The following is a 21,442-nucleotide window of genomic DNA, read 5'->3' as shown; positions in this document are numbered from 1 at the left end:
TGGAGAGGGTATAATCGTGGCTCGTATAACCCCAATTGAGCGTTATCGTAATATCGGTATTTGTGCTCATGTGGATGCAGGTAAAACCACCACAACAGAACGTGTTCTGTTCTATACCGGTTTGTCTCATAAAATCGGTGAGGTGCATGACGGCGCCGCGACCACTGACTGGATGGTTCAAGAGCAAGAGCGTGGTATCACAATTACCTCTGCCGCTGTAACAACCTTCTGGCGTGGTATGGATGCTCAATTCACTGAACACCGCATCAATATCATCGATACCCCTGGTCACGTTGACTTCACTATTGAAGTTGAGCGTTCTTTGCGCGTCCTTGACGGCGCCGTTGTGGTTTTCTGTGGTTCTTCAGGTGTTGAACCCCAATCGGAAACCGTATGGCGTCAAGCTGACAAATACCGCGTTCCACGCCTCGTATTTGTTAACAAAATGGACCGCGCGGGTGCGGACTTTGAACGTGTAGTGAAGCAAATCAGAACTCGCCTTGGAGCGACTTGTGTACCGATCCAATTAAATATCGGTGCAGAAGAAAACTTCACCGGCGTGATCGATTTAATCAAGATGAAAGCCATTAACTGGAATGAAGCAGACCAGGGAATGACTTTTACTTATGAAGAGATCCCAGCGCATTTAGCGGCTAAAGCTGCTGAAATGCATGAGTATCTGATCGAAGCTGCCGCCGAGGCCTCGGACGAGCTGATGGATAAATACCTTGAAGAAGGTACACTATCAGAAGATGAGATCAAAAAAGCGCTGCGTCAACGTACTATAAATAATGAAATCGTTTTAGCGACCTGTGGTTCTGCATTTAAGAACAAGGGCGTTCAAGCGGTACTCGATGCGGTAGTGGAATTCTTGCCAGCTCCCGTTGATGTGCCTCCAATTAAGGGCATCGACGAAAATGAGCAAGAAGTAGAACGCCCATCAGATGACAATGCGCCTTTTGCTGCATTGGCATTTAAGATTGCTACAGATCCATTCGTAGGCACTCTAACCTTTATCCGTGTGTACTCAGGCGTACTCGAATCGGGTTCAGGCGTTTACAACTCTGTTAAACAGAAACGTGAACGTATCGGTCGTATCGTGCAAATGCACGCCAACGATCGAACTGAGCTAAAAGAAGTCCGTGCTGGTGATATTGCCGCGGCTATTGGCTTAAAAGAAGTCACTACGGGTGATACGCTTTGTGATAACGATCATAAAGTGATCTTGGAACGTATGGAGTTCCCTGAGCCAGTAATTACCATTGCCGTTGAGCCTAAGTCTAAAGCTGACCAGGATAAGATGGGTATCGCGCTGCAAAAGCTTGCAGCGGAAGATCCTTCATTCCGGGTTGAAACTGACGAAGAATCATCACAAACTCTGATTTCAGGAATGGGTGAGTTACACTTAGATATCATCGTCGACCGTATGCGTCGTGAATTTGGTGTTGAATGTAACGTAGGTAAGCCTCAAGTGGCCTACCGTGAAACCATTCGTGGTTCAGTTGAAGCGGAAGGTAAATTTGTACGCCAATCAGGTGGTCGTGGACAATTCGGCCATGTTTGGTTAAAACTAGAGCCTAATGAAGAAGGCGCTGGTTACGAATTTATCAATGCGATTGTTGGGGGTGTGGTTCCTCGTGAATTCATTCCTGCGGTTGATAAAGGTATCCAAGAACAGATGAAGAACGGCGTACTCGCTGGCTTCCCTGTGTTGGACGTGAAGGTCACTCTGTTCGATGGTTCATATCATGATGTGGACTCGAATGAAATGGCGTTCAAAATTGCGGGTTCTATGGGCTTCAAAAAGGGTGCGCTTGAGGCGAAACCTGTGTTGCTCGAGCCTTGCATGAAAGTAGAAGTCACTACCCCAGAGAACTACATGGGTGACGTGGTTGGTGATTTAAACCGTCGTCGTGGTTTGATTGAAGGTATGGATGATGGCTTTGGTGGCATCAAAATAGTCCATGCTGTAGTGCCTCTTTCTGAAATGTTTGGTTATGCAACTGATTTGCGCTCTGCAACTCAGGGGCGTGCTTCGTACTCTATGGAGTTCTTGAAGTACTCTGATGCACCGCAAAACATTGCGAAAGCGATTATTGAATCTCGTAGCTAATTTCCAGTTACGACATAAATGTTATATGGTCCAGCTTTGACTGGACTATTCTGAAAAGAAAGGAATATATCGTGGCAAAAGCTAAATTTGAACGTATTAAGCCTCACGTAAACGTGGGCACCATTGGTCACGTTGACCATGGTAAAACCACTCTGACTGCAGCTATCTCTCACGTACTGGCTAAGACCTACGGTGGCGAAGCTAAAGACTTCTCTCAAATCGATAACGCTCCAGAAGAGCGTGAGCGCGGTATTACCATCAATACCTCTCACATCGAATATGACACGCCTTCACGTCACTACGCACACGTAGACTGCCCAGGCCACGCTGACTATGTTAAAAACATGATCACTGGTGCTGCACAGATGGACGGCGCGATCCTAGTAGTAGCGTCTACAGACGGCCCAATGCCACAGACTCGTGAGCACATCCTGCTTTCTCGTCAGGTTGGTGTACCTTTCATCATCGTATTCATGAACAAATGTGACATGGTAGATGACGAAGAGTTGTTAGAGCTAGTTGAGATGGAAGTTCGTGAACTGTTATCAGAATACGATTTCCCAGGTGATGACTTACCAGTAATCCAAGGTTCAGCTCTGAAAGCGCTAGAAGGCGAGCCAGAGTGGGAAGCGAAGATCCTTGAATTAGCAGCTGCTCTGGATTCTTACATTCCAGAACCACAACGTGACATCGATAAGCCGTTCCTACTGCCAATCGAAGACGTATTCTCAATCTCTGGCCGTGGTACAGTAGTTACTGGTCGTGTTGAGCGTGGTATTGTGCGCGTAGGCGACGAAGTTGAAATCGTTGGTGTACGTGCAACGACTAAGACAACTTGTACTGGTGTAGAAATGTTCCGTAAACTGCTTGACGAAGGTCGTGCAGGTGAGAACTGTGGTATTTTGTTACGTGGTACTAAGCGTGATGACGTAGAACGTGGTCAAGTATTAGCGAAGCCAGGTTCAATCAACCCACACACTACTTTTGAATCAGAAGTATACGTACTGTCAAAAGAAGAAGGTGGACGTCACACTCCATTCTTCAAAGGTTACCGTCCACAGTTCTACTTCCGTACAACTGACGTAACCGGTACTATCGAACTGCCAGAAGGCGTAGAGATGGTAATGCCAGGCGACAACATCAAGATGAAAGTGACTCTGATCTGCCCAATCGCGATGGACGAAGGTTTACGCTTCGCAATCCGTGAAGGTGGCCGTACAGTAGGCGCTGGTGTTGTAGCTAAGATTTTCGCTTAATCGCGAGCTTAGAGACGATGCTAAAAAAGGAAGCATAGGCTTCCTTTTTTATTTTGGGGCTAGCGTTATTTTAAATTTTGTGTAAAATGCTCGCCACTCTGAAGTTGAATAGTCTTTTTGATGACTATTTACACAGTGGGCTTGATATCTAAATTTAGATGGGTATAATGGCCCCCTCGTTGACCTAGGTCGACGAATATAAATGATTAGTCAATTAAGTTAATCATTATCATAGCGGCTCCGATTGGGAGTCGAACGGTTAAATCATCTCGCTCTGCTTTTCCAATAAGGAAGAAGCTAGAGGGTGATTTTTTATGTGTCCATTTTAGGAGCTCTGGTCAATGCAGAACCAAAGAATCCGTATCCGCTTGAAAGGATTTGATCATCGTTTAATTGATCAGTCTACAGCGGAAATCGTTGAAACTGCTAAGCGTACTGGCGCCCAGGTACGTGGTCCTATTCCACTACCTACGCGCAAAGAGCGTTATACCGTTTTGATCTCTCCGCACGTTAATAAAGATGCTCGTGACCAGTACGAATTACGTACTCACAAGCGCCTGGTTGACATCGTAGAGCCAACTGAAAAGACTGTAGACGCGTTAATGCGTTTAGATCTTGCGGCTGGTGTCGACGTACAGATTAGCTTGGGTTAATTGAGATCCTTAGAAGAGGTTTGAGAGATGGCTATCGGTCTTATTGGTCGTAAAGTTGGTATGACTCGCATCTTCACTGAAGATGGTGTTTCAATACCTGTTACAGTAATTGAAGTTGCTGGCAACCGTGTTACTCAAGTGAAAACTTTAGAAACTGACGGCTACCGCGCGCTTCAAGTTACTACTGGTACCAAAAAAGCCAATCGCATCACTAAACCAGAAGCAGGTCACTTTGCCAAGAGCGGTGTTGAAGCCGGTCGTGGTTTGTGGGAAGTGCGTCTGGCAGACGGTGAAGGCGAGGGCATTGAAGTTGGTGCTGAGCTAAATGTTGATATTTTCGCTGATGTAGCGAAAGTTGATGTTACTGGTCAATCAAAAGGTAAAGGTTTCCAAGGCGGCGTTAAGCGTTGGAACTTCCGTACTCAAGATATGACTCACGGTAACTCTTTGTCGCACCGTTCGAACGGTTCTATTGGTCAGAACCAAACGCCTGGTCGCGTATTTAAAGGCAAAAAAATGTCAGGCCACATGGGTGCCGAGCGTGTTACTACTCAAAATCTAGAAGTTGTTCGTGTAGATGTTGAGCGTAACCTGCTACTGGTTAAAGGTGCTGTTCCGGGCGCAACTAATGGCGACCTGATCATCAAGCCTGCAGTTAAAGCTTAAGGTCTGAGGAGATAGTAATGGAATTGGTATTGAAAGACGCACAAAGCGCTCTTGAAGTTTCCGAAACTACCTTCGGCCGTGACTTTAACGAGGCACTGGTTCATCAGGTAGTTGTAGCGTACGCTGCAAACGCGCGTCAAGGCACTCGTGGCCAAAAGACTCGTGCGGAAGTAACTGGCTCTGGCAAAAAGCCATGGCGCCAAAAAGGCACTGGCCGCGCTCGCGCTGGTAGTGTCAAGGGCCCAATCTGGCGTGGCGGTGGCGTAACATTCGCTGCTAAAACCCAAGATCATAGCCAAAAAGTTAACAAAAAGATGTACCGCGGCGCGCTGAAAAGCATTCTGTCTGAATTGGTACGTCAAGAGCGTCTGGTTGTTGTTGAATCTTTCGGCGTTGAAGCTCCTAAAACTAAAGAGCTGAAAGCAAAGTTAAAAGCAATGAACTTAGAAGATGTTCTGATTGTAACTGCAGAAGTTGATGAGAACTTATTCTTAGCAGCTCGTAACCTGTACAAGGTTGACGTTCGTGACGTAGCGGGTCTAGACCCAGTTAGTCTGATCGCGTTCAACACTGTGCTTGTGACTGCTGACGCAGTGAAGCAAATCGAGGAGATGCTAGCATGATGATCCGCGAAGAACGTTTGCTAAAAGTTATTCTCGCTCCACACATCTCTGAAAAGAGCACTGTGAACGCTGAGAAGCACAACACTGTTGTTTTCCGCGTAGCTATCGATGCAACTAAAGCTGAAATTAAAGCTGCTGTTGCTAAGCTATTTGAAGTTGAAGTTGATTCAGTTCGCACTTTAGTGAGCAAAGGCAAAACTAAACGCACTGGTGGCCGTACTGGTCGTCGTAGCGATTGGAAAAAAGCCTATGTGACTCTAGCTGCTGGTGCTGACATCGATTTCGTCGGCGGCGCTGAGTAAGCAAAGGAGAATTATCATGGCAGTTATTAAGTGTAAGCCAACCTCTCCAGGTCGTCGCCACGTTGTTAAAGTGGTGAACACTGACCTGCATAAGGGTAAACCCTTTGCTGGCCTGTTGGCGAAAAAATCTAAAAGTGGTGGCCGTAACAATACTGGCCGTATCACTGTCCGTCACGTAGGTGGTGGTCACAAGCAGCATTACCGTTTAATCGACTTCAAACGCGATAAAGATGGTATCCCTGCAAAGATTGAGCGTCTGGAATACGATCCAAACCGTACTGCGCACATCGCTCTAGTACTGTATGCGGATGGTGAGCGTCGTTATATTCTTGCTGCTAAAGGCATGCAAGCTGGCGACAAAATCCAGTCTGGTGTTGAAGCCGAAATCAAAACCGGTAACGCAATGCCACTGCGCAACATTCCTGTAGGTTCTGTTGTGCACGCTGTAGAAATGAAGCCTGGTAAAGGTGCTCAAATCGCGCGTTCAGCGGGTGCTTATGTACAAGTTGTTGCTCGTGATGGCGCATATGCCACTCTACGTCTTCGCTCTGGCGAAATGCGTAAAGTGCCAGTTGATTGCCGCGCAACATTTGGTGAAGTTGGTAATGCCGAACATATGCTACGCCAGTTAGGTAAAGCAGGTGCTAAGCGCTGGAGAGGCATTCGCCCAACAGTTCGCGGTGTTGCAATGAACCCAGTAGACCATCCACACGGTGGTGGTGAAGGCCGTACTTCTGGTGGTCGTCACCCAGTGACTCCATGGGGTGTGCCAACTAAGGGTTATAAGACTCGTAGTAACAAGCGCACTGACAAGTACATCGTACGTCGTCGTAATAAATAGTAAGAGGATTCGCCATGCCACGTTCTCTCAAGAAAGGTCCCTTCATTGACCTGCACTTGCTGAAGAAGGTAGAGAAAGCGATGGAAGCCGGTGACAAAAAGCCTATTAAGACTTGGTCACGTCGCTCTATGATCATTCCAAATATGATTGGTTTGACCATCGCTGTCCATAATGGTCGTCAGCACGTTCCTGTGTTCGTAACTGACGAAATGATCGGCCACAAACTTGGTGAATTCTCACCAACTCGCACTTATCGCGGCCATGCTGCTGATAAGAAAGCGAAGAAGCGTTAATACGGGAGGAATAAGATGGAAGTTTTAGCTAAACATCGTTTTGCCCGTACGTCTGCGCAGAAGGCCCGTCTGGTTGCCGATCAAATTCGTGGTTTGCCTGTTGCTAAGGCACTCGAAATTTTGACTTTCAGCCCGAAGAAAGCCGCCGTACTGGTTAAAAAAGTACTTGACTCAGCTATCGCAAACGCCGAACACAACGAAGGTGCGGATATTGATGAGCTAAAAGTAGGAGCCGTCTTTGTTGACGAGGGTCCAACTATGAAGCGTATCATGCCACGTGCTAAAGGCCGCGCTGATCGTATCATGAAGCGTACCAGCCACATTACTGTGGTTGTATCAGATCGCTAGGAGAGAGCAATGGGACAGAAAGTACATCCTAATGGTATCCGTCTGGGTATCACCAAGCCTTGGATCTCTACCTGGTACGCAGATAAGTCAGATTATGCGAATAATCTGAACAGCGACTGGGAAGTGCGTAAGTTTCTTGTAGAGAAGCTACAAGCTGCGTCAGTATCTAAGATTGTTATCGAACGTCCAGCGAAAAGCATCCGCGTTACGATTCACACTGCCCGTCCAGGCGTTGTGATTGGTAAGAAAGGTGAAGACGTTGAAGTATTGCGTGCTGCAGTTTCTAAACTTGCTGGCACTCCTGCTCAAATTAACATCGCTGAGATCCGTAAACCTGAGCTAGATGCCAAATTAGTTGCTGACTCTATTGCACAGCAATTAGAGCGTCGTGTGATGTTCCGTCGTGCTATGAAGCGCGCGGTACAAAACGCAATGCGTATTGGTGCTCAAGGTATCAAAGTTGAAGTTAGTGGCCGTCTAGGCGGTGCTGAGATTGCGCGCTCTGAGTGGTATCGTGAAGGTCGTGTACCTTTACATACTTTGCGTGCTGATATCGACTATTCTACATCTGAAAGTCACACTCAATACGGTGTGATTGGCGTTAAAGTTTGGATCTTCAAAGGTGAAGTTCTGGATGGAATGCTGCCACAGATTGAAGAGCCGAAGCAGCAGCAACCTAAGCGCAAGCCTCGTGGTAAATAGGAGAGCCGGCAATGCTGCAACCTAAACGTATGAAGTTTCGCAAGATGTTCAAGGGCCGCAACCGCGGTCTAGCGAACGGTACCGAAGTTAGCTTTGGTACTTTTGGTCTGAAAGCAGTCGGCCGTGGCCGTTTAACTGCACGTCAGATCGAATCTGCACGTCGTGCCATGACACGTCACATTAAGCGTCAGGGACAAATTTGGATTCGAGTTTTCCCGGACAAGCCGATTACCTCTAAGCCTCTTGAAGTGCGTATGGGTAAAGGTAAAGGTAACGTTGAATACTGGGTATGTCAGATTCAACCTGGTAAGGTTCTTTATGAGATGAATGGTGTTTCTGAAGTGATCGCTCGTGAAGCGTTTGCCTTAGCTGCTGCCAAGCTTCCAATTAAGACTACCTTCGTAACTAAGACGGTGATGTAATGAAAGCGAGCGAACTAAGAGAAAAGAGCGTTGAAGAACTGAACGCTGAACTACTTGGTCTGCTGCGTGAGCAGTTCAACCTGCGTATGCAACACGCCACTGGTCAGTTGACTCAGACTCATCAACTGAAATTAGTGCGCCGTAATATTGCGCGCGTTAAGACCATTATTACTTCTAAGGCGGGTGCATAATGTCTGATAAAATCCGTACTTTGCAGGGTCGTGTGACTAGCAACAAAATGGATAAAACCATTACTGTAGCTATCGAACGCCAAGTGAAACACCCAATCTATGGGAAATACATTAAGCGTACGACTAAGATCCATGCACATGACGAAACTAATCAGTGCAATGAAGGTGACGTAGTCGCAATTCGCGAATGCCGCCCTTTGTCTAAGACTAAATCTTGGACCCTGGTTGAAGTAGTATCAAAGGCCTAAGATAATTAGGTATTTAGGTAAACGGCTCCAGTATTTGGGGCCGTTTGTTTTTTAATACTATACTTTCCACTTTTATGGTGTTATATTTGCGCGCCATTTTTGACTAAATTAATAGCAAAAATTGGCGTTTATAGTCCCATAGTGGGAATTGTGTAGTAACGATAGCGGAGCACTTAAAATGATCCAAATGCAATCGACTCTTGACGTCGCATGTAACAGCGGCGCACGCAGAGTTCAGTGTATTAAGGTCTTGGGTGGCTCTCATCGTCGTTATGCCGGTATCGGCGACATTATCAAAGTTTCTGTAAAAGAAGCGATTCCTCGCGCTAAAGCGAAGAAAGGTGATGTGTATAACGCGGTGGTAGTCCGTACTAAGAAAGGCGTACGTCGTCCAGACGGTTCTGTCATTCGCTTCGATCGGAATGCAGCGGTTCTTTTGAACAACAACCTGCAGCCGATTGGCACTCGTATCTTTGGACCAGTGACACGTGAATTGCGTAATGAGCAATTCATGAAAATTGTCTCGCTGGCACCAGAAGTACTGTAAGGAGCTTCAAAATGGCAGCTAAAATCCGTCGTGAAGACGAAGTGATTGTATTGGCAGGTAAAGACAAGGGTAAACGTGCTAAAGTTTCTCAAGTCCTACCTACTGGTAAATTAATTGTTGAAGGCATCAATCTTGTCAAGAAACACCAAAAGCCAAACCCACAATTGGGCGTAGCTGGCGGTATTGTTGAGAAAGAAGCACCGATACAAGCATCAAATGTAGCGATTTTCAACTCTGCCACTGGCAAAGCTGATCGCGTTGGTTTCCGCTTTGAAGATGGCAAAAAAGTTCGCTTCTTCAAATCGACCAGTGAACTCGTTAAGTAATTGGAGTAAACGATGGCGAAACTGCATGATAAATACCAAGAGACTGTTGTCGCTGAACTTGCTAAAAAGTTCGGTTATACCAGTGTCATGCAAGTCCCTCGGATTGAGAAAATCACCCTGAACATGGGTGTTGGCGAAGCAGTTGCAGACAAAAAAGTTATGGAGCATGCGCTCCGTGATATGACTGCGATCGCTGGTCAAAAACCAGTAGTAACTGTTGCTCGTAAATCAGTTGCTGGTTTTAAAATCCGTGAAGGCTACCCTATTGGCTGTAAAGTGACCCTGCGCGGTGAGCGTATGTGGGAATTCTTAGAGCGTTTAGTCGATATCGCAATCCCACGTATTCGTGACTTCCGTGGCTTAAGCGCTAAAGCGTTTGACGGCCGTGGTAACTACGCAATGGGCGTGCGTGAGCAGATCATTTTCCCAGAGATCGATTACGATAAAATCGATAAAATTCGCGGTATGGATATTGTTATCACTACCTCTGCGAAGACTGACGAAGAAGGTCGTGCTTTGTTAGACGCTTTTAACTTCCCATTCAAGAAATAAGGGTAGCGTAATGGCAAAAACATCAATGAAAGCACGTGAAGTTAAACGTGCACAGCTCGTAGCTAAGTTCGCTGAAAAGCGCGCCGCTCTTAAAGCTATTATTGTCAGTCCAACTTCTTCTGACGAAGACCGTTGGGATGCAGTATTAAAGTTGCAAGCTTTACCACGTGATTCCAGCGCTGCGCGTCAACGCAATCGTTGTAATCAAACTGGTCGCCCACATGGTTTCCTACGTAAGTTCGGCTTAAGCCGTATCAAGTTACGTGAAGCAACCATGCGTGGTGAAGTTCCTGGCCTACGTAAGGCTAGCTGGTAAGCACTTGTCACGGAGTAAGCTAATATGAGCATGCAAGATCCTATTGCGGATATGTTAACCCGTATTCGTAACGGCCAAGCTGCTAACAAAGTATCTGTGAAGATGCCTTCTGCTAAGTTGAAAGTCGCTATTGCGAAACTGCTTAAAGAAGAAGGTTACATCGCTGATTACGCCGTAGCAGATGAAGCCAAGCCTGAACTGGAAATTACTTTAAAGTATTTCCAAGGCCAACCAGTCGTTGAGACTATCCAGCGCGTAAGTCGTCCTGGTCTTCGTATTTACAAAGGTAAAAACGAACTTCCAAAGGTGATGGGCGGACTGGGTGTCGCAATTGTGTCCACTTCTAAAGGCTTGATGACTGATCGTGCCGCCCGCCTTGCAGGCATGGGTGGCGAGGTTATCTGCTACGTAGCATAAGGAGCTAGGAATGTCTCGTGTAGCAAAAGCACCAGTATCTATTCCAGCTGGCGTAGAGGTGACCTTAAACGAACAGACCCTGACCGTCAAAGGCGCGAAAGGTAGTCTGACTCGAGTGATCAACAATGCGGTCAATGTTGTAATTGAAGATGGCGTAGTTAAGTTCCTCCCTGTTGAAGGCGTAGTTAACGCTTGGGCACAGGCTGGTACAACTCGTGCATTAGTAAACAACATGGTTGTTGGTGTATCTCAAGGTTTTGAGCGTAAGTTAAAGTTAGTTGGCGTTGGTTACCGTGCGAAACTCGTCGGTGCTGATATTGACCTGACTTTAGGTTTCTCTCATCCGTTAGTACACAAACTGCCCGCAGGCGTTACTGCAGAGTGCCCTAGCCAAACTGACATCGTCCTCCGTGGCGTTGATAAACAGTTAATTGGCCAAGTCGCTGCTGAGATTCGCGGATATCGTCCACCAGAGCCATACAAAGGCAAGGGTGTTCGCTATGACGACGAAGAAGTACGCCGTAAAGAGGCTAAGAAGAAGTAGGTAACGCGATATGGATAAGAAAACATCTCGCTTACGTCGCGCTATTCGCGCTCGTAAGAAGATCCAAGAGCTGGGCGTGAACCGTCTGGTTGTACATCGTACACCGCGTCACATTTATGCTCAGGTGATCAATCCTGAAGCTCAGGTGGTGGCAGCTGCTTCAACCGTGGAAAAAGCGGTTAAAGAGCAACTGAAGAGTACCGGTAACGTAGACGCGGCTAAAGCAGTAGGTAAGTTTGTTGCTGAGCGCGCGATCGAAAAAGGCGTAACTTCTGTTGCGTTCGATCGTTCTGGTTTCAAGTATCACGGTCGTGTAGCTGCTCTAGCAGATGCTGCTCGTGAAGCTGGCCTCCAGTTCTAAGGGGTTATAAAAATGGCTAAATTAGAAGCTCAGCAAAAAGACGATCTGCAAGAGAAATTGATTGCAGTTAATCGTGTTTCTAAAGTAGTTAAGGGCGGTCGTATCTTTAGCTTCACAGCACTAACAGTAGTGGGTGACGGTAATGGTAAGGTCGGCTATGGCTATGGTAAAGCGCGCGAAGTTCCAGCAGCAATTCAAAAAGCTATGGAAAAAGCCCGTCGTAACATGGTGACCGTGGAGTTGAATGCAGGTACTCTGCACCACCCAGTTAAAGGTCGTCATACTGGTTCACGTGTATACATGCAACCAGCATCACAGGGTACCGGTATTATCGCCGGTGGCGCAATGCGTGCCGTATTGGAAGTAGCAGGCGTTCATAACGTTCTGTCAAAAGCATACGGTTCTACTAACCCGATCAACATCGTTCGCGCGACTGTCGATGCATTGGTGCACATGAAGTCACCTTCGCAAATCGCAGCTAAGCGTGGCCTGAATGTTGACGAAATTCGGGGGTAATGCACCATGGCAACTAAAACTGTAAAAGTTACTCAGACTAAAAGTGCTATCGGTCGTTTACCAAAACACCGTGCAACCTTAACAGGTCTTGGTCTGCGTCGCATTGGTCACACTGTTGAATTAGAAGATACTCCTTCTGTTCGCGGTATGATCAACAAGGTCTACTACATGGTTAAGGTGGAGGATTAATAGATGCGTTTAAATACTCTATCTCCAGCTGCAGGCTCTAAGCATGCACCAAAGCGCGTAGGCCGTGGTATGGGTTCAGGCTTAGGTAAAACAGCGGGTCGTGGTCATAAAGGCCAAAAATCTCGTTCTGGTGGCGGTGTACGCCCTGGCTTCGAGGGTGGTCAAATGCCACTTAAGATCCGTTTACCTAAATTTGGTTTTACCTCGCGTCGCGCTATGGTAACAGCTGAAGTTCGTGTACTCGAACTAGCTAAAGTTAACGGTGATGTTATCGACTTAAACGCTCTGAAAGATGCGAACGTTATTACTCGCAACATCCAGTTTGCGAAAATTGTTCTTTCAGGTACCATTGAGCGCCCTGTGACTGTTAAAGGTCTGAAGGTAACCAAAGGTGCACGTGCAGCTATTGAAGCTGCCGGCGGTAAGATCGAGGAATAATACGTCGATGGCAAAACCAGGACTTGATTTAAAAAGCGCGAAAGGTGGACTTTCTGAGTTGAAAGCTCGCCTCCTGTTCGTGATTGGTGCGATTATCGTCTTTAGGGCCGGTTCGTTTGTGCCAATTCCTGGTATTGACGCAGCTGTATTAGCAGAGCTGTTTGCTCAGCAAAGTGGAACCATCCTTGGCATGTTTAACATGTTCTCGGGTGGTGCCCTTGAGCGTGCTTCTATCTTTGCATTGGGTATCATGCCGTATATTTCGGCATCGATCATTATGCAGTTATTGACTGTGGTGCATCCTGCACTCGCTGAACTGAAAAAGGAAGGCGAATCAGGACGTAAGAAAATCAGTCAATATACTCGATGGGGCACCTTAGTGCTGGGTACATTCCAGTCGGTCGGTATAGCAACTGGGTTACCAAATTTAGTGCCTGGCCTTGTGGTCAACATTGGTTTTGGATTCTATTTTGTTGCGGTTGTCAGCTTAGTTACTGGAACTATGTTCCTGATGTGGCTAGGTGAGCAGATTACCGAACGTGGTATAGGTAATGGTATCTCGATTTTGATTTTCGCAGGTATTGTTGCTGGATTACCTTCCGCTATCGGCCAAACGGCTGAGCAGGCGCGTCAAGGTGACTTGAATGTGTTAGTATTGTTGTTGCTCGCGGTAATTGTGTTTGCAGTGACTTATTTTGTAGTGTTTGTAGAACGTGGTCAACGTCGTATCGTCGTTAACTATGCTAAGCGTCAGCAAGGCCGTAAGGTGTTCGCTGCGCAAAGTACCCATCTACCGCTGAAAATAAACATGGCAGGTGTTATTCCGCCAATTTTTGCGTCAAGCATCATTTTGTTCCCAGGCACACTGGCTCAGTGGTTTGGTCAAAATGAGTCCATGTCATGGTTAAGTGATTTTTCACTGGCTGTGTCACCAGGACAACCGCTTTACTCATTATTATATGCAACAGCAATTATTTTCTTCTGTTTCTTCTATACTGCGTTGGTGTTTAATCCACGTGAGACAGCTGATAACCTGAAGAAGAGTGGTGCATTCATCCCTGGGATCCGTCCTGGAGAACAGACTTCGCGTTACATTGATAAAGTAATGACCCGTTTGACATTAGCAGGCGCGTTATACATTACCTTTATCTGTTTAATTCCGGAGTTCATGTTAATCGCATGGAAAGTACAGTTCTATTTTGGCGGTACTTCACTACTTATTATGGTAGTTGTGATCATGGACTTCATGGCTCAGGTTCAGACCCATATGATGTCTCATCAGTATGAGTCTGTGATGAAGAAAGCTAACCTAGTAAACAAAGCGAATTTAGATCGCTTTGGTCGCTAATTAGCTTTACGGAGTGATGAAATGAAAGTTCGAGCTTCCGTGAAGAAGATCTGCCGTAACTGCAAGATCGTCAAGCGTAGTGGCGTTGTACGCGTTATCTGTGTTGAACCAAAACACAAACAGCGTCAAGGCTAATTAAGAAAATTTGTTCAGCCCAATCTTGGGCTGAACAAAATATTGTTTGCAAATCTGTCAGCTGTCGAGTATCCTTTCGGGCTTTTCGCAGTTGGCCTTTAACTTAAGGAGTGCATAGTGGCCCGTATCGCTGGCATTAACATTCCTGATCAAAAGCATACAGTCATCGCATTGACTGCAATTTTCGGCATCGGCCGTACTCGCGCTAGAGCAATCTGCGCGGCTACAGCAATCGCTGAAACTGCTAAGATCAAGGAATTGAGCGAAGCTCAAATAGATACACTACGCGAAGAAGTCGCCAAATACGTTGTAGAAGGTGACTTACGTCGTGAGATTTCAATGAACATCAAGCGTCTTATGGATCTTGGTTGTTATCGTGGTCTCCGCCATCGTCGTAGCCTGCCTCTTCGTGGGCAACGTACTAAGACCAATGCGCGTACGCGTAAAGGTCCACGTAAACCAATTAGAAAGTAACGGGAAGGTAAAGCAATGGCTAAAGTTCCGTCACGTTCTCCGCGTAAGCGCGTACGTAAACAGGTTGCAGATGGCATGGCTCATATCCATGCTTCTTTCAACAACACTATTGTCACCATTACAGATCGTCAAGGTAATGCGTTGTCATGGGCTACTTCAGGTGGTTCAGGTTTCCGTGGTTCACGTAAATCTACTCCATTTGCTGCACAGGTGGCTGCTGAGCGTGCAGGTGCTGCTGCTCAAGACTACGGTTTAAAAAACCTTGAAGTGTTTGTGAAGGGTCCAGGTCCAGGTCGTGAGTCAGCCATTCGTGCGCTGAACGCTGTTGGTTATAAAATTACCAACATTACCGATGTGACGCCGATCCCTCATAATGGTTGTCGTCCTCCTAAAAAGCGTCGTGTATAACGCCGTTTCATTAGGATAGTTGGAGAAAGATCATGGCAAGATACTTGGGTCCCAAGCTCAAGCTCAGCCGCCGAGAAGGTACAGACCTTTTCTTAAAAAGCGGTGTGAGAGCAATCGATTCAAAGTGTAAACTGGAATCTGCACCTGGACAGCATGGCGCTCGTAAGCCACGTCTGTCAGAGTACGGTTTACAGTTACGCGAAAAACAAAAAGTTCGTCGTATTTACGGTGTGTTAGAAAAACAATTCCGTAACTACTACAAAGATGCTGCACGTCTGAAAGGCAACACCGGTGAAAACCTGTTGCAACTTTTAGAAACCCGTTTAGATAACGTTGTTTATCGTATGGGCTTCGGTGCGACTCGTGCAGAATCACGTCAGCTAGTAAGCCATAAATCAATTATGGTTAACGGTCGTGTTGTTAACATTCCGTCATTCAAAGTGTCTGCGAATGATGTTGTGAGCATCCGCGAGAAGTCACGCACTCAAGCTCGTATCAAAGCGGCTTTAGAAGTGGCAGCTCAACGCGAGAAGCCTACATGGGTTGAAGTCGACAGCGCGAAAATGGAAGGTGCTTTCAAGCGCGTTCCAGAACGTAGCGATTTGTCTGCGGAAATTAACGAACAGCTGATCGTCGAGCTTTACTCTAAGTAAGGCTAACAAACAAGAGAGGACACAATGCAGGGTTCTGTTACAGAATTTCTTAAACCGCGTCTCGTTGATATCGAGCAGGTTAACTCAACACGTGCCAAGGTTACACTGGAACCGCTTGAGCGTGGTTTCGGCCACACTTTAGGTAACGCGTTGCGTCGCATCCTATTGTCGTCTATGCCCGGCTGCGCGGTTACCGAAGTCGAGATTGACGGTGTACTGCACGAATACAGCAGTAAGGAAGGCGTACAAGAAGATATCCTTGAGATCTTGTTAAACCTGAAAGGGTTAGCAGTGACTATCGAGGGTAAAGACGAGGCTATGCTTACGTTGAGCAAGTCCGGCGCAGGCCCTGTCATCGCAGCAGATATCACGCATGATGGTGATGTCACTATCGTGAATCCTGATCATGTTATCTGTCATTTGACGGGTAACAATGATATCAGCATGCGTATTCGCGTTGAGCGTGGTCGTGGTTATGTGCCAGCATCTGCTCGTGCACAGACCGAAGACGATGATCGCCCAATCGGCCGTTTGCTGGTTGATGCTTCTTTCTCGCCAGTCGCACGTATTGCCTACAATGTAGAAGCAGCTCGTGTTGAACAGCGTACTGACTTGGATAAACTCGTTATCGATATGACCACTAACGGTACTATTGATCCTGAGGAAGCTATCCGTCGTTCTGCAACCATCTTAGCCGAACAGCTGGATGCGTTTGTTGAGCTGCGTGACGTGACTGAGCCAGAATTGAAAGAAGAGAAGCCGGAGTTCGATCCGATTCTGTTGCGTCCTGTCGACGATTTAGAGCTAACTGTACGTTCGGCTAACTGCTTGAAAGCCGAAGCGATTCATTACATCGGAGATCTGGTACAGCGTACTGAAGTTGAGTTGCTGAAAACCCCTAACCTAGGTAAGAAATCTCTTACTGAAATTAAGGACGTTTTGGCTTCTCGCGGACTGTCGTTAGGTATGCGTTTGGAAAACTGGCCTCCAGCTAGTTTAGCAGACGACCTATAAGTCTCAGGTTTGTACAGATTTAGGTTATAAGGATTAGGTCATGCGCCATCGTAAGAGTGGTCGTCAACTTAACCGCAACAGCAGCCACCGCCAAGCTATGTTCCGTAACATGGCAAGCTCACTGGTTCGTCATGAGATCATCAAGACAACCGTAGCTAAAGCGAAAGAACTGCGTCGCGTAGTTGAGCCTCTGATAACACTTGCTAAGAGTGACAGCGTTGCAAACCGTCGTTTAGCGTTTGCACGTACTCGCGACGCTGAAGTCGTAGGTAAGTTATTTACTGAGTTGGGTCCACGTTACCAGGAACGTCCTGGTGGCTATACCCGTATCCTTAAGTGCGGTTTACGTGCTGGTGATAAAGCCCCAATGGCTTACATCGAGCTAGTTGGTCGCCCAGAAGCTGCTCAAGCTGTTGATGTTGAAGCTGCTGAATAATTAAGGTTACACATTTAAAAAACCGGGCAATAGCCCGGTTTTTTTATGCCTTTCATTCGTCTTTAATCTACCCATAGCGTTTGTTTTTCTACCTCTTTAGGTAGATTTAGCTGCCATTTCTCGACTCCATGCCGGCTGAACATATAGGTTCCAAGGTCATCTGTTACCGGGAAAATATCCTCTGGTTTTTCACCCGCAAGGATCTTTGCTGCCATTTTCGCCGCTATGGTTCCGTGATGGTAGCCATCTAACACATAGCCACCTATGTTGCCATCGGCGGAGACACTGAATCCCCAAAACCCAAAATTAGGCACAGGGGTATTCTCCGCAATCCATTTAAGCAGTTGTTCGGCGTCGACAGAGCGATTACCTGCATCTCTTACCGTCTGATAGAGTGCTATAACAATAGCGCTATAACCTTGTTCCTTGGCTGTTAGTACTTGTTGCTGCCATTCCTCTAGGCGATTCAGTTGTACTATGTTGACCTCAATATTACTCAACATGCTTGATTGCTGTTTGCTAATGTAATCGGCCGCAAGTTTGGATGTATTGCTTTGATCGAACATCACCAAGATTTTTCTATGTTCTGATTTTGGTAACAGCCGATGGATAAGAATTAACGAGCGCCGAAGCAATGGTCTTTCAAGTACACCGGTGAACAGTTTATGTTCATTGAGTTGGTACTCTCTTGGATTCATATTAACCCCGAGATAGACCACGGGTATTTGACTGATATCTAATCGTTGATGCAGGAAGTTAACGGCATTATCGTCAGCTAGGATCACAAGCTGTGGCTTCTGTTGCTCGATAAACTGCCAGGCCCGATCGGCCTGTGCGGAATATTGGCTTTTAGGTATACGTTTCGTATCCATTTCAAAATAACTCACTTCGTGTTGCGGAGTGAGATTATCAAGAATGGCTCGATAGTATTGTTTGTCCCACAGATAACCTTGATGATAACTTTCAATAACAACCACTTTCGCTGCATAGACGTTGGGAAAGTTGCTGCAAAATGCGAGCAGAAGTATTAACAGACATCGGTTGACTATGGATGTTGTAGAGGTCATGTGCAGTTTGTTTTAGGGAAACTGCTTTCAGTATAGTTCAGCTTTTATCGCTGAAATTTAGGGATAAAAAAAGCCTCACGAAGAGGCTTTTACAATGGAGATTGATTACTTAGGCGCCGCCGTTTTCTGTTGGCTGTAATCGAGTTTTTCGTGTTTTTGGCCCATGGCCTCGGCAACTTCTGGTGGCATATAGTTCTCATCATGCTTAGCTAAAACTTCAGTTGCTGCGAGTTTGCCATCTTCACCTAACACGCCTTGGGCGACAATGCCTTGCCCTTCACGGAATAGATCGGGTAATAGGTCATCATAGGTTACTAGGATTTCACCACCCAATGAATCATGTACTGCGAATTGTACATGCAGGCTGTTTGGATCACGTACCATTGAGCCGACAGTCACCATACCACCCACACGAATACGTTGTCCTACTTCCGGTTTCACTCCTGTATCAGTTTTACCGTGAACAATCTCAGAGGGCGTATAGAACAGGTTAAGGTTGGAGTTCAGCGCATACAGTAAAAGCGAAGCAATCGCGGCAACACCACCGATTAATGCTACAGCTAGCGTCAGTCTCTTTTTGCGTCTTGGGTTCACGATTTGGTACTCCTAGTTTCTTTAAGGCGTTCTTCGCGGTTCATTTTTTTCGCAATCTCGATCAGTACTTTGCGTTTTTGGCGCGCACTGGTAATGATGAGTGTAGACAAGCAGAAGAAGGTTACACCGTAGGATAGCCAGACATAGAATGCATAGCCGCCCATATTGAAAAAATCACTGATTGAATCGAATTGCATTATTTGACCTCCTCAGCCTTTGCAAGTTCACGCACCCAAGGGCGCATGCCATTTCTTGCTAAAATCTCTGCTTTAAATCTCACAATAGTGATGGCGCCTATCATAAGGCCGAAACCTAAAATATTGATTAAAAGTGGGTACAACATTTCAGTCGACATGGTCGATTTCTCGGTAATACGGATAGTTGATGGCTGATGTAATGAACTCCACCATTCAACTGAGTATTTGATAATAGGGATATTAATGACACCCACGATCGCCAAGATCCCTGCAGCACGAGCCGCAAGCACTTTATCTTCAAATGATGCATAAAGTGATATTACGCCTAGGTATAGGAAAAGTAGCACTAGTTCCGATGTCAGGCGTGCATCCCATACCCACCAAGTGCCCCACATAGGTTTACCCCATGCAGCCCCGGTGAAGAGCGCAATAAAGGTGATGACAGCACCAATAGGTGCGATGGACGCTGCAGCCCAATCCGCCAGTTTGACCTGCCAGACTAAGCCAATAAAGGCGGCCGTCGCCATACCCATATAGGCGGCCATCGACATAGAGGCGGCCGGAACATGGATAAAGATAATGCGGTAGCTATCACCCTGTTGGTAGTCTGTGGGGGCAAATAGCAATCCCCAGACTGTGCCTACTGTGATGCAAAGACAGGCTAAGGTAGCAAACCAAGGAAATAAGGTTCCTGATAATTTATATGCGCGTTCAGGATCCGCGTAAGGGTGTAACCATTTCCACATTTTAGTTAGTACTCACTCGCAGAGATGCACCGATAGCAAAGGGTGCTAAGGTTAACGAACCGACCAGCATGGCGCCAATTATAGCGAGCTGACCATCATAGGGTAAATTCATTCCTGCCGCATCTATAGCGCTAGTTGCGAAAATGAGCACGGGAATATATAGGGGTAAAATTAGCAAGCTGAGGAGCACACCACCTTTGCGTAGGCCAACCGTTAACGCTACACCAATAGCGCCAAGTAGCGAAAGAACTGGTGTCCCGAGGGCGAGTGTCGCAATGAGCGCGCCGTAACTATTGCTATCGAGATTGAGCAACACCGCAAGCAGTGGCGCGATAATGATCAGTGGCACACCGGTTAAAATCCAGTGGGCTAACACTTTCGCTAATACCAGAATGGCTAATGGTTGTGGGCTCAGTAGCATTTGTTCTAAGCTGCCATCACTAAAGTCGGCTTTGAATAAACGTTCAAGCGAGAGCATAGACGCGAGCAACGCCGCAACCCAAATGATCCCTGGTGCAACGCGGGCTAACATCTGTGGCTCTGGCCCAATGCCTAAAGGGAATAAGGTCACGACCATCACGAAGAATAATAACGGGTTAAAAATATCACCACGGTGACGGATGGCAATTTTGAGATCTCGCTGGAGCAAGGTAACAAACGCCTGGGTAAAGCTGATGCCTCTTTTCATTGTGCTTAACCTTATACGAAGCGATAATCTAGACGAATTTTACGAAGCCTATCATCTTTGATAATGCCCATATCTTGGTGAGTTGTGAGGATCACGCAACCTCCATTATCCGCATGTTGGATAAATAATTGCTCCAGTTCTTCAACCCCTTTTTTATCGATAGCAGTAAAAGGTTCATCGAGGATCCAAATTCTACTGTTATTGTGCCAGAGTCGCGCTAATGCGGTTCTGCGGTGCTGGCCAGCGGATAAATGTCCTGCTAGTGCTTCTTCAAAGCCAGTTAAATTAACTTTGGCTAAAATTGACGCTGTATCAAAATCATCATAACCACTGATTCTTAAATTGAAATTAAGGTTTTCTTCGGCGGTTAATTCGCACTTTACTCCGGCAAGGTGGCCTAAATACAACAAGTCTTCATTGTATTCATCGCGGCAGCTGTTGATATCTTCATTGAGATAATAGGTTTGTCCCGCATAGGGGCGCGAAAGGCCAGCCAAAATACGTAGTAAGCTCGTTTTACCCGCGCCATTAGGTCCTTCAATTTGGACTATATCACCAGCATTAATTTCAAAACTTAATTCATCAAACAGGATACGTTCTTCGCGGATACATGTCAGCTTGCTCGCTGATACCAGTGTGTTTACTGAAGTTATATTTGTCACTGAACCCTCTATCTCAAGCCGGAAGGAAACACAAGTGATTCTAACACAAACGTTATTGGGGGTTTACACTTGCTTTGTACTAGATGTCAGCAATTTGATGTGGTTCCAATAACCGCAATATTTATCGAACTTTTTTACGACTTGCTAATATATTAA

36 protein-coding genes are annotated in these 21,442 nt (G+C 46.3%); 30 read left to right on the top strand and 6 right to left on the bottom strand.

Translation table 11 applies throughout. From position 1 onward, the window contains the following. Positions 1-16 precede the first annotated feature (16 nt). From fusA to rplQ, 30 genes are all read left to right on the top strand, one after another. Entirely contained in the window at positions 17-2,113 is a 2,097-nt protein-coding gene (gene fusA / locus MJO46_RS11725) for an elongation factor G (RefSeq protein WP_253989444.1), read from the top strand. Positions 2,114-2,184: 71 nt separating this feature from the next. Continuing rightward, a complete protein-coding gene (tuf, locus tag MJO46_RS11720) occupies positions 2,185-3,369 on the top strand; it encodes an elongation factor Tu (RefSeq protein ID WP_253989443.1) in 1,185 nt (394 codons plus the stop codon). 341 nt (positions 3,370-3,710) lie between these two features. Continuing rightward, entirely contained in the window at positions 3,711-4,022 is a 312-nt protein-coding gene (gene rpsJ, locus MJO46_RS11715; RefSeq protein ID WP_011070616.1) for a 30S ribosomal protein S10, read from the top strand. Positions 4,023-4,049: 27 nt separating this feature from the next. Next, entirely contained in the window at positions 4,050-4,688 is a 639-nt protein-coding gene (gene rplC / locus MJO46_RS11710) for a 50S ribosomal protein L3 (RefSeq protein WP_007644356.1), read from the top strand. Between the two features lie 17 nt (positions 4,689-4,705). Next, complete coding sequence (gene rplD / locus MJO46_RS11705) at positions 4,706-5,311, top strand: 50S ribosomal protein L4 (protein WP_007644364.1); 606 nt, start codon at positions 4,706-4,708, stop codon at positions 5,309-5,311. Then, the gene (gene rplW, locus MJO46_RS11700; RefSeq protein ID WP_025008843.1) at positions 5,311-5,613 is read left to right on the top strand and encodes a 50S ribosomal protein L23; all 303 of its coding nucleotides are present in this window, start codon (positions 5,311-5,313) and stop codon (positions 5,611-5,613) included. The genes rplD and rplW overlap by 1 nt, the downstream gene beginning before the upstream one ends. 16 nt (positions 5,614-5,629) lie before the next feature. Next, positions 5,630-6,454, top strand: a complete 825-nt coding sequence (gene rplB, locus MJO46_RS11695) for a 50S ribosomal protein L2 (protein ID WP_007644390.1) — start codon at positions 5,630-5,632, stop codon at positions 6,452-6,454. Positions 6,455-6,468: 14 nt separating this feature from the next. Continuing rightward, a complete protein-coding gene (gene rpsS, locus MJO46_RS11690; protein WP_006083596.1) occupies positions 6,469-6,747 on the top strand; it encodes a 30S ribosomal protein S19 in 279 nt (92 codons plus the stop codon). A gap of 15 nt (positions 6,748-6,762) precedes the next feature. Continuing rightward, positions 6,763-7,095 (top strand): 50S ribosomal protein L22, encoded by a 333-nt coding sequence (rplV, locus tag MJO46_RS11685; protein WP_006083595.1) that lies wholly within the window; start codon positions 6,763-6,765, stop codon positions 7,093-7,095. A 9-nt stretch (positions 7,096-7,104) separates the two neighbouring features. Continuing rightward, positions 7,105-7,797 carry a 30S ribosomal protein S3 gene (gene rpsC, locus MJO46_RS11680; RefSeq protein WP_007644428.1) on the top strand — a complete coding sequence of 231 codons (693 nt, stop codon included), beginning with the start codon at positions 7,105-7,107 and terminating at the stop codon, positions 7,795-7,797. Between the two features lie 11 nt (positions 7,798-7,808). Further along, positions 7,809-8,219 (top strand): 50S ribosomal protein L16, encoded by a 411-nt coding sequence (rplP, locus tag MJO46_RS11675; RefSeq protein ID WP_006083593.1) that lies wholly within the window; start codon positions 7,809-7,811, stop codon positions 8,217-8,219. Further along, entirely contained in the window at positions 8,219-8,410 is a 192-nt protein-coding gene (gene rpmC / locus MJO46_RS11670) for a 50S ribosomal protein L29 (RefSeq protein WP_007644429.1), read from the top strand. Before rplP ends, rpmC begins: the two co-directional genes overlap by 1 nt. Continuing rightward, entirely contained in the window at positions 8,410-8,658 is a 249-nt protein-coding gene (gene rpsQ / locus MJO46_RS11665; RefSeq protein WP_198781925.1) for a 30S ribosomal protein S17, read from the top strand. The genes rpmC and rpsQ overlap by 1 nt, the downstream gene beginning before the upstream one ends. A 178-nt stretch (positions 8,659-8,836) precedes the next feature. Next, entirely contained in the window at positions 8,837-9,205 is a 369-nt protein-coding gene (gene rplN, locus MJO46_RS11660) for a 50S ribosomal protein L14 (protein WP_006083590.1), read from the top strand. A gap of 11 nt (positions 9,206-9,216) precedes the next feature. Beyond that, entirely contained in the window at positions 9,217-9,531 is a 315-nt protein-coding gene (gene rplX / locus MJO46_RS11655; RefSeq protein WP_007644431.1) for a 50S ribosomal protein L24, read from the top strand. 12 nt (positions 9,532-9,543) lie between these two features. Next, on the top strand, positions 9,544-10,083 hold the full coding sequence (gene rplE, locus MJO46_RS11650; RefSeq protein ID WP_011787576.1) for a 50S ribosomal protein L5: 540 nt from the start codon (positions 9,544-9,546) through the stop codon (positions 10,081-10,083). A 10-nt stretch (positions 10,084-10,093) separates the two neighbouring features. Next, positions 10,094-10,399 carry a 30S ribosomal protein S14 gene (gene rpsN / locus MJO46_RS11645; protein WP_253989442.1) on the top strand — a complete coding sequence of 102 codons (306 nt, stop codon included), beginning with the start codon at positions 10,094-10,096 and terminating at the stop codon, positions 10,397-10,399. 24 nt (positions 10,400-10,423) lie between these two features. After that, positions 10,424-10,816: a 30S ribosomal protein S8 gene (gene rpsH, locus MJO46_RS11640; RefSeq protein ID WP_007644434.1), complete on the top strand. Its 393-nt coding sequence runs from the start codon at positions 10,424-10,426 to the stop codon at positions 10,814-10,816. A gap of 10 nt (positions 10,817-10,826) precedes the next feature. Then, a complete protein-coding gene (rplF, locus tag MJO46_RS11635; protein ID WP_011787578.1) occupies positions 10,827-11,360 on the top strand; it encodes a 50S ribosomal protein L6 in 534 nt (177 codons plus the stop codon). A gap of 10 nt (positions 11,361-11,370) precedes the next feature. Next, complete coding sequence (gene rplR, locus MJO46_RS11630; RefSeq protein ID WP_007644436.1) at positions 11,371-11,721, top strand: 50S ribosomal protein L18; 351 nt, start codon at positions 11,371-11,373, stop codon at positions 11,719-11,721. A 12-nt stretch (positions 11,722-11,733) separates the two neighbouring features. Further along, a complete protein-coding gene (gene rpsE, locus MJO46_RS11625) occupies positions 11,734-12,237 on the top strand; it encodes a 30S ribosomal protein S5 (RefSeq protein WP_007644438.1) in 504 nt (167 codons plus the stop codon). A 6-nt stretch (positions 12,238-12,243) separates the two neighbouring features. Beyond that, positions 12,244-12,426, top strand: coding sequence for a 50S ribosomal protein L30 (rpmD, locus tag MJO46_RS11620; protein WP_007644440.1), 183 nt, complete (start codon positions 12,244-12,246; stop codon positions 12,424-12,426). 3 nt (positions 12,427-12,429) lie between these two features. After that, positions 12,430-12,864: a 50S ribosomal protein L15 gene (gene rplO, locus MJO46_RS11615; RefSeq protein ID WP_006083581.1), complete on the top strand. Its 435-nt coding sequence runs from the start codon at positions 12,430-12,432 to the stop codon at positions 12,862-12,864. A gap of 7 nt (positions 12,865-12,871) precedes the next feature. Beyond that, on the top strand, positions 12,872-14,212 hold the full coding sequence (gene secY / locus MJO46_RS11610) for a preprotein translocase subunit SecY (protein ID WP_007644459.1): 1,341 nt from the start codon (positions 12,872-12,874) through the stop codon (positions 14,210-14,212). 21 nt (positions 14,213-14,233) lie between these two features. Beyond that, positions 14,234-14,347 (top strand): 50S ribosomal protein L36, encoded by a 114-nt coding sequence (gene rpmJ / locus MJO46_RS11605; protein ID WP_006083579.1) that lies wholly within the window; start codon positions 14,234-14,236, stop codon positions 14,345-14,347. A 117-nt stretch (positions 14,348-14,464) separates the two neighbouring features. Beyond that, positions 14,465-14,821, top strand: coding sequence for a 30S ribosomal protein S13 (gene rpsM / locus MJO46_RS11600; RefSeq protein WP_253989441.1), 357 nt, complete (start codon positions 14,465-14,467; stop codon positions 14,819-14,821). Positions 14,822-14,836: 15 nt separating this feature from the next. Next, a complete protein-coding gene (gene rpsK, locus MJO46_RS11595) occupies positions 14,837-15,229 on the top strand; it encodes a 30S ribosomal protein S11 (RefSeq protein ID WP_006083577.1) in 393 nt (130 codons plus the stop codon). Between the two features lie 32 nt (positions 15,230-15,261). Then, positions 15,262-15,882, top strand: a complete 621-nt coding sequence (gene rpsD / locus MJO46_RS11590) for a 30S ribosomal protein S4 (RefSeq protein ID WP_198781927.1) — start codon at positions 15,262-15,264, stop codon at positions 15,880-15,882. 24 nt (positions 15,883-15,906) lie between these two features. Continuing rightward, positions 15,907-16,896 (top strand): DNA-directed RNA polymerase subunit alpha, encoded by a 990-nt coding sequence (rpoA, locus tag MJO46_RS11585; protein ID WP_007644468.1) that lies wholly within the window; start codon positions 15,907-15,909, stop codon positions 16,894-16,896. Positions 16,897-16,936: 40 nt separating this feature from the next. Next, positions 16,937-17,332, top strand: a complete 396-nt coding sequence (gene rplQ / locus MJO46_RS11580; protein ID WP_007644470.1) for a 50S ribosomal protein L17 — start codon at positions 16,937-16,939, stop codon at positions 17,330-17,332. A 62-nt stretch (positions 17,333-17,394) separates the two neighbouring features. Here the strand turns inward: rplQ and MJO46_RS11575 are convergent, their stop codons facing one another. From MJO46_RS11575 to ccmA, 6 genes are all read right to left on the bottom strand, one after another. After that, entirely contained in the window at positions 17,395-18,309 is a 915-nt protein-coding gene (locus tag MJO46_RS11575) for an ABC transporter substrate binding protein (RefSeq protein ID WP_253989440.1), read from the bottom strand. Between the two features lie 195 nt (positions 18,310-18,504). Then, a complete protein-coding gene (ccmE, locus tag MJO46_RS11570; RefSeq protein WP_253989439.1) occupies positions 18,505-18,993 on the bottom strand; it encodes a cytochrome c maturation protein CcmE in 489 nt (162 codons plus the stop codon). Continuing rightward, entirely contained in the window at positions 18,990-19,190 is a 201-nt protein-coding gene (gene ccmD / locus MJO46_RS11565; protein WP_198781930.1) for a heme exporter protein CcmD, read from the bottom strand. The genes ccmE and ccmD overlap by 4 nt, the downstream gene beginning before the upstream one ends. Further along, positions 19,190-19,936: a heme ABC transporter permease gene (locus MJO46_RS11560; protein WP_253989438.1), complete on the bottom strand. Its 747-nt coding sequence runs from the start codon at positions 19,934-19,936 to the stop codon at positions 19,190-19,192. The genes ccmD and MJO46_RS11560 overlap by 1 nt, the downstream gene beginning before the upstream one ends. A gap of 1 nt (position 19,937) precedes the next feature. Next, positions 19,938-20,624 carry a heme exporter protein CcmB gene (ccmB, locus tag MJO46_RS11555; RefSeq protein WP_253989437.1) on the bottom strand — a complete coding sequence of 229 codons (687 nt, stop codon included), beginning with the start codon at positions 20,622-20,624 and terminating at the stop codon, positions 19,938-19,940. 11 nt (positions 20,625-20,635) lie between these two features. After that, the gene (gene ccmA / locus MJO46_RS11550) at positions 20,636-21,286 is read right to left on the bottom strand and encodes a cytochrome c biogenesis heme-transporting ATPase CcmA (protein WP_198781932.1); all 651 of its coding nucleotides are present in this window, start codon (positions 21,284-21,286) and stop codon (positions 20,636-20,638) included. Positions 21,287-21,442 lie beyond the last annotated feature (156 nt).

The organism is Shewanella sp. KJ2020, assembly GCF_024197625.1.
In the GTDB taxonomy this organism is placed as follows: domain Bacteria; phylum Pseudomonadota; class Gammaproteobacteria; order Enterobacterales; family Shewanellaceae; genus Shewanella.
Note: the sequence above shows the minus strand (reverse complement) of the source record. Positions and strands in the feature narration are given on the sequence as shown.

What these genes read in the sequence shown, in the direction of transcription:
- ccmB (WP_253989437.1), bottom strand. Translation starts at nt 20,624, where the DNA reads ATGAAAAGAGGCATCAGCTTTACCCAGGCGTTTGTTACCTTGCTCCAG.
- rplX (WP_007644431.1), top strand. Translation starts at nt 9,217, where the DNA reads ATGGCAGCTAAAATCCGTCGTGAAGACGAAGTGATTGTATTGGCAGGT.
- rpmC (WP_007644429.1), top strand. Translation starts at nt 8,219, where the DNA reads ATGAAAGCGAGCGAACTAAGAGAAAAGAGCGTTGAAGAACTGAACGCT.
- rpsN (WP_253989442.1), top strand. Translation starts at nt 10,094, where the DNA reads ATGGCAAAAACATCAATGAAAGCACGTGAAGTTAAACGTGCACAGCTC.
- rplF (WP_011787578.1), top strand. Translation starts at nt 10,827, where the DNA reads ATGTCTCGTGTAGCAAAAGCACCAGTATCTATTCCAGCTGGCGTAGAG.
- rplC (WP_007644356.1), top strand. Translation starts at nt 4,050, where the DNA reads ATGGCTATCGGTCTTATTGGTCGTAAAGTTGGTATGACTCGCATCTTC.
- secY (WP_007644459.1), top strand. Translation starts at nt 12,872, where the DNA reads ATGGCAAAACCAGGACTTGATTTAAAAAGCGCGAAAGGTGGACTTTCT.
- rplV (WP_006083595.1), top strand. Translation starts at nt 6,763, where the DNA reads ATGGAAGTTTTAGCTAAACATCGTTTTGCCCGTACGTCTGCGCAGAAG.
- rplW (WP_025008843.1), top strand. Translation starts at nt 5,311, where the DNA reads ATGATCCGCGAAGAACGTTTGCTAAAAGTTATTCTCGCTCCACACATC.
- rplO (WP_006083581.1), top strand. Translation starts at nt 12,430, where the DNA reads ATGCGTTTAAATACTCTATCTCCAGCTGCAGGCTCTAAGCATGCACCA.
- rplR (WP_007644436.1), top strand. Translation starts at nt 11,371, where the DNA reads ATGGATAAGAAAACATCTCGCTTACGTCGCGCTATTCGCGCTCGTAAG.
- rpsE (WP_007644438.1), top strand. Translation starts at nt 11,734, where the DNA reads ATGGCTAAATTAGAAGCTCAGCAAAAAGACGATCTGCAAGAGAAATTG.
- rplE (WP_011787576.1), top strand. Translation starts at nt 9,544, where the DNA reads ATGGCGAAACTGCATGATAAATACCAAGAGACTGTTGTCGCTGAACTT.
- rpsS (WP_006083596.1), top strand. Translation starts at nt 6,469, where the DNA reads ATGCCACGTTCTCTCAAGAAAGGTCCCTTCATTGACCTGCACTTGCTG.
- rplD (WP_007644364.1), top strand. Translation starts at nt 4,706, where the DNA reads ATGGAATTGGTATTGAAAGACGCACAAAGCGCTCTTGAAGTTTCCGAA.
- ccmD (WP_198781930.1), bottom strand. Translation starts at nt 19,190, where the DNA reads ATGCAATTCGATTCAATCAGTGATTTTTTCAATATGGGCGGCTATGCA.
- rplQ (WP_007644470.1), top strand. Translation starts at nt 16,937, where the DNA reads ATGCGCCATCGTAAGAGTGGTCGTCAACTTAACCGCAACAGCAGCCAC.
- rpsK (WP_006083577.1), top strand. Translation starts at nt 14,837, where the DNA reads ATGGCTAAAGTTCCGTCACGTTCTCCGCGTAAGCGCGTACGTAAACAG.
- rplP (WP_006083593.1), top strand. Translation starts at nt 7,809, where the DNA reads ATGCTGCAACCTAAACGTATGAAGTTTCGCAAGATGTTCAAGGGCCGC.
- rpsH (WP_007644434.1), top strand. Translation starts at nt 10,424, where the DNA reads ATGAGCATGCAAGATCCTATTGCGGATATGTTAACCCGTATTCGTAAC.
- rplB (WP_007644390.1), top strand. Translation starts at nt 5,630, where the DNA reads ATGGCAGTTATTAAGTGTAAGCCAACCTCTCCAGGTCGTCGCCACGTT.
- rpsQ (WP_198781925.1), top strand. Translation starts at nt 8,410, where the DNA reads ATGTCTGATAAAATCCGTACTTTGCAGGGTCGTGTGACTAGCAACAAA.
- rpsJ (WP_011070616.1), top strand. Translation starts at nt 3,711, where the DNA reads ATGCAGAACCAAAGAATCCGTATCCGCTTGAAAGGATTTGATCATCGT.
- rpsC (WP_007644428.1), top strand. Translation starts at nt 7,105, where the DNA reads ATGGGACAGAAAGTACATCCTAATGGTATCCGTCTGGGTATCACCAAG.
- MJO46_RS11560 (WP_253989438.1), bottom strand. Translation starts at nt 19,936, where the DNA reads ATGTGGAAATGGTTACACCCTTACGCGGATCCTGAACGCGCATATAAA.
- rpmD (WP_007644440.1), top strand. Translation starts at nt 12,244, where the DNA reads ATGGCAACTAAAACTGTAAAAGTTACTCAGACTAAAAGTGCTATCGGT.
- rplN (WP_006083590.1), top strand. Translation starts at nt 8,837, where the DNA reads ATGATCCAAATGCAATCGACTCTTGACGTCGCATGTAACAGCGGCGCA.
- rpoA (WP_007644468.1), top strand. Translation starts at nt 15,907, where the DNA reads ATGCAGGGTTCTGTTACAGAATTTCTTAAACCGCGTCTCGTTGATATC.
- rpsD (WP_198781927.1), top strand. Translation starts at nt 15,262, where the DNA reads ATGGCAAGATACTTGGGTCCCAAGCTCAAGCTCAGCCGCCGAGAAGGT.
- rpmJ (WP_006083579.1), top strand. Translation starts at nt 14,234, where the DNA reads ATGAAAGTTCGAGCTTCCGTGAAGAAGATCTGCCGTAACTGCAAGATC.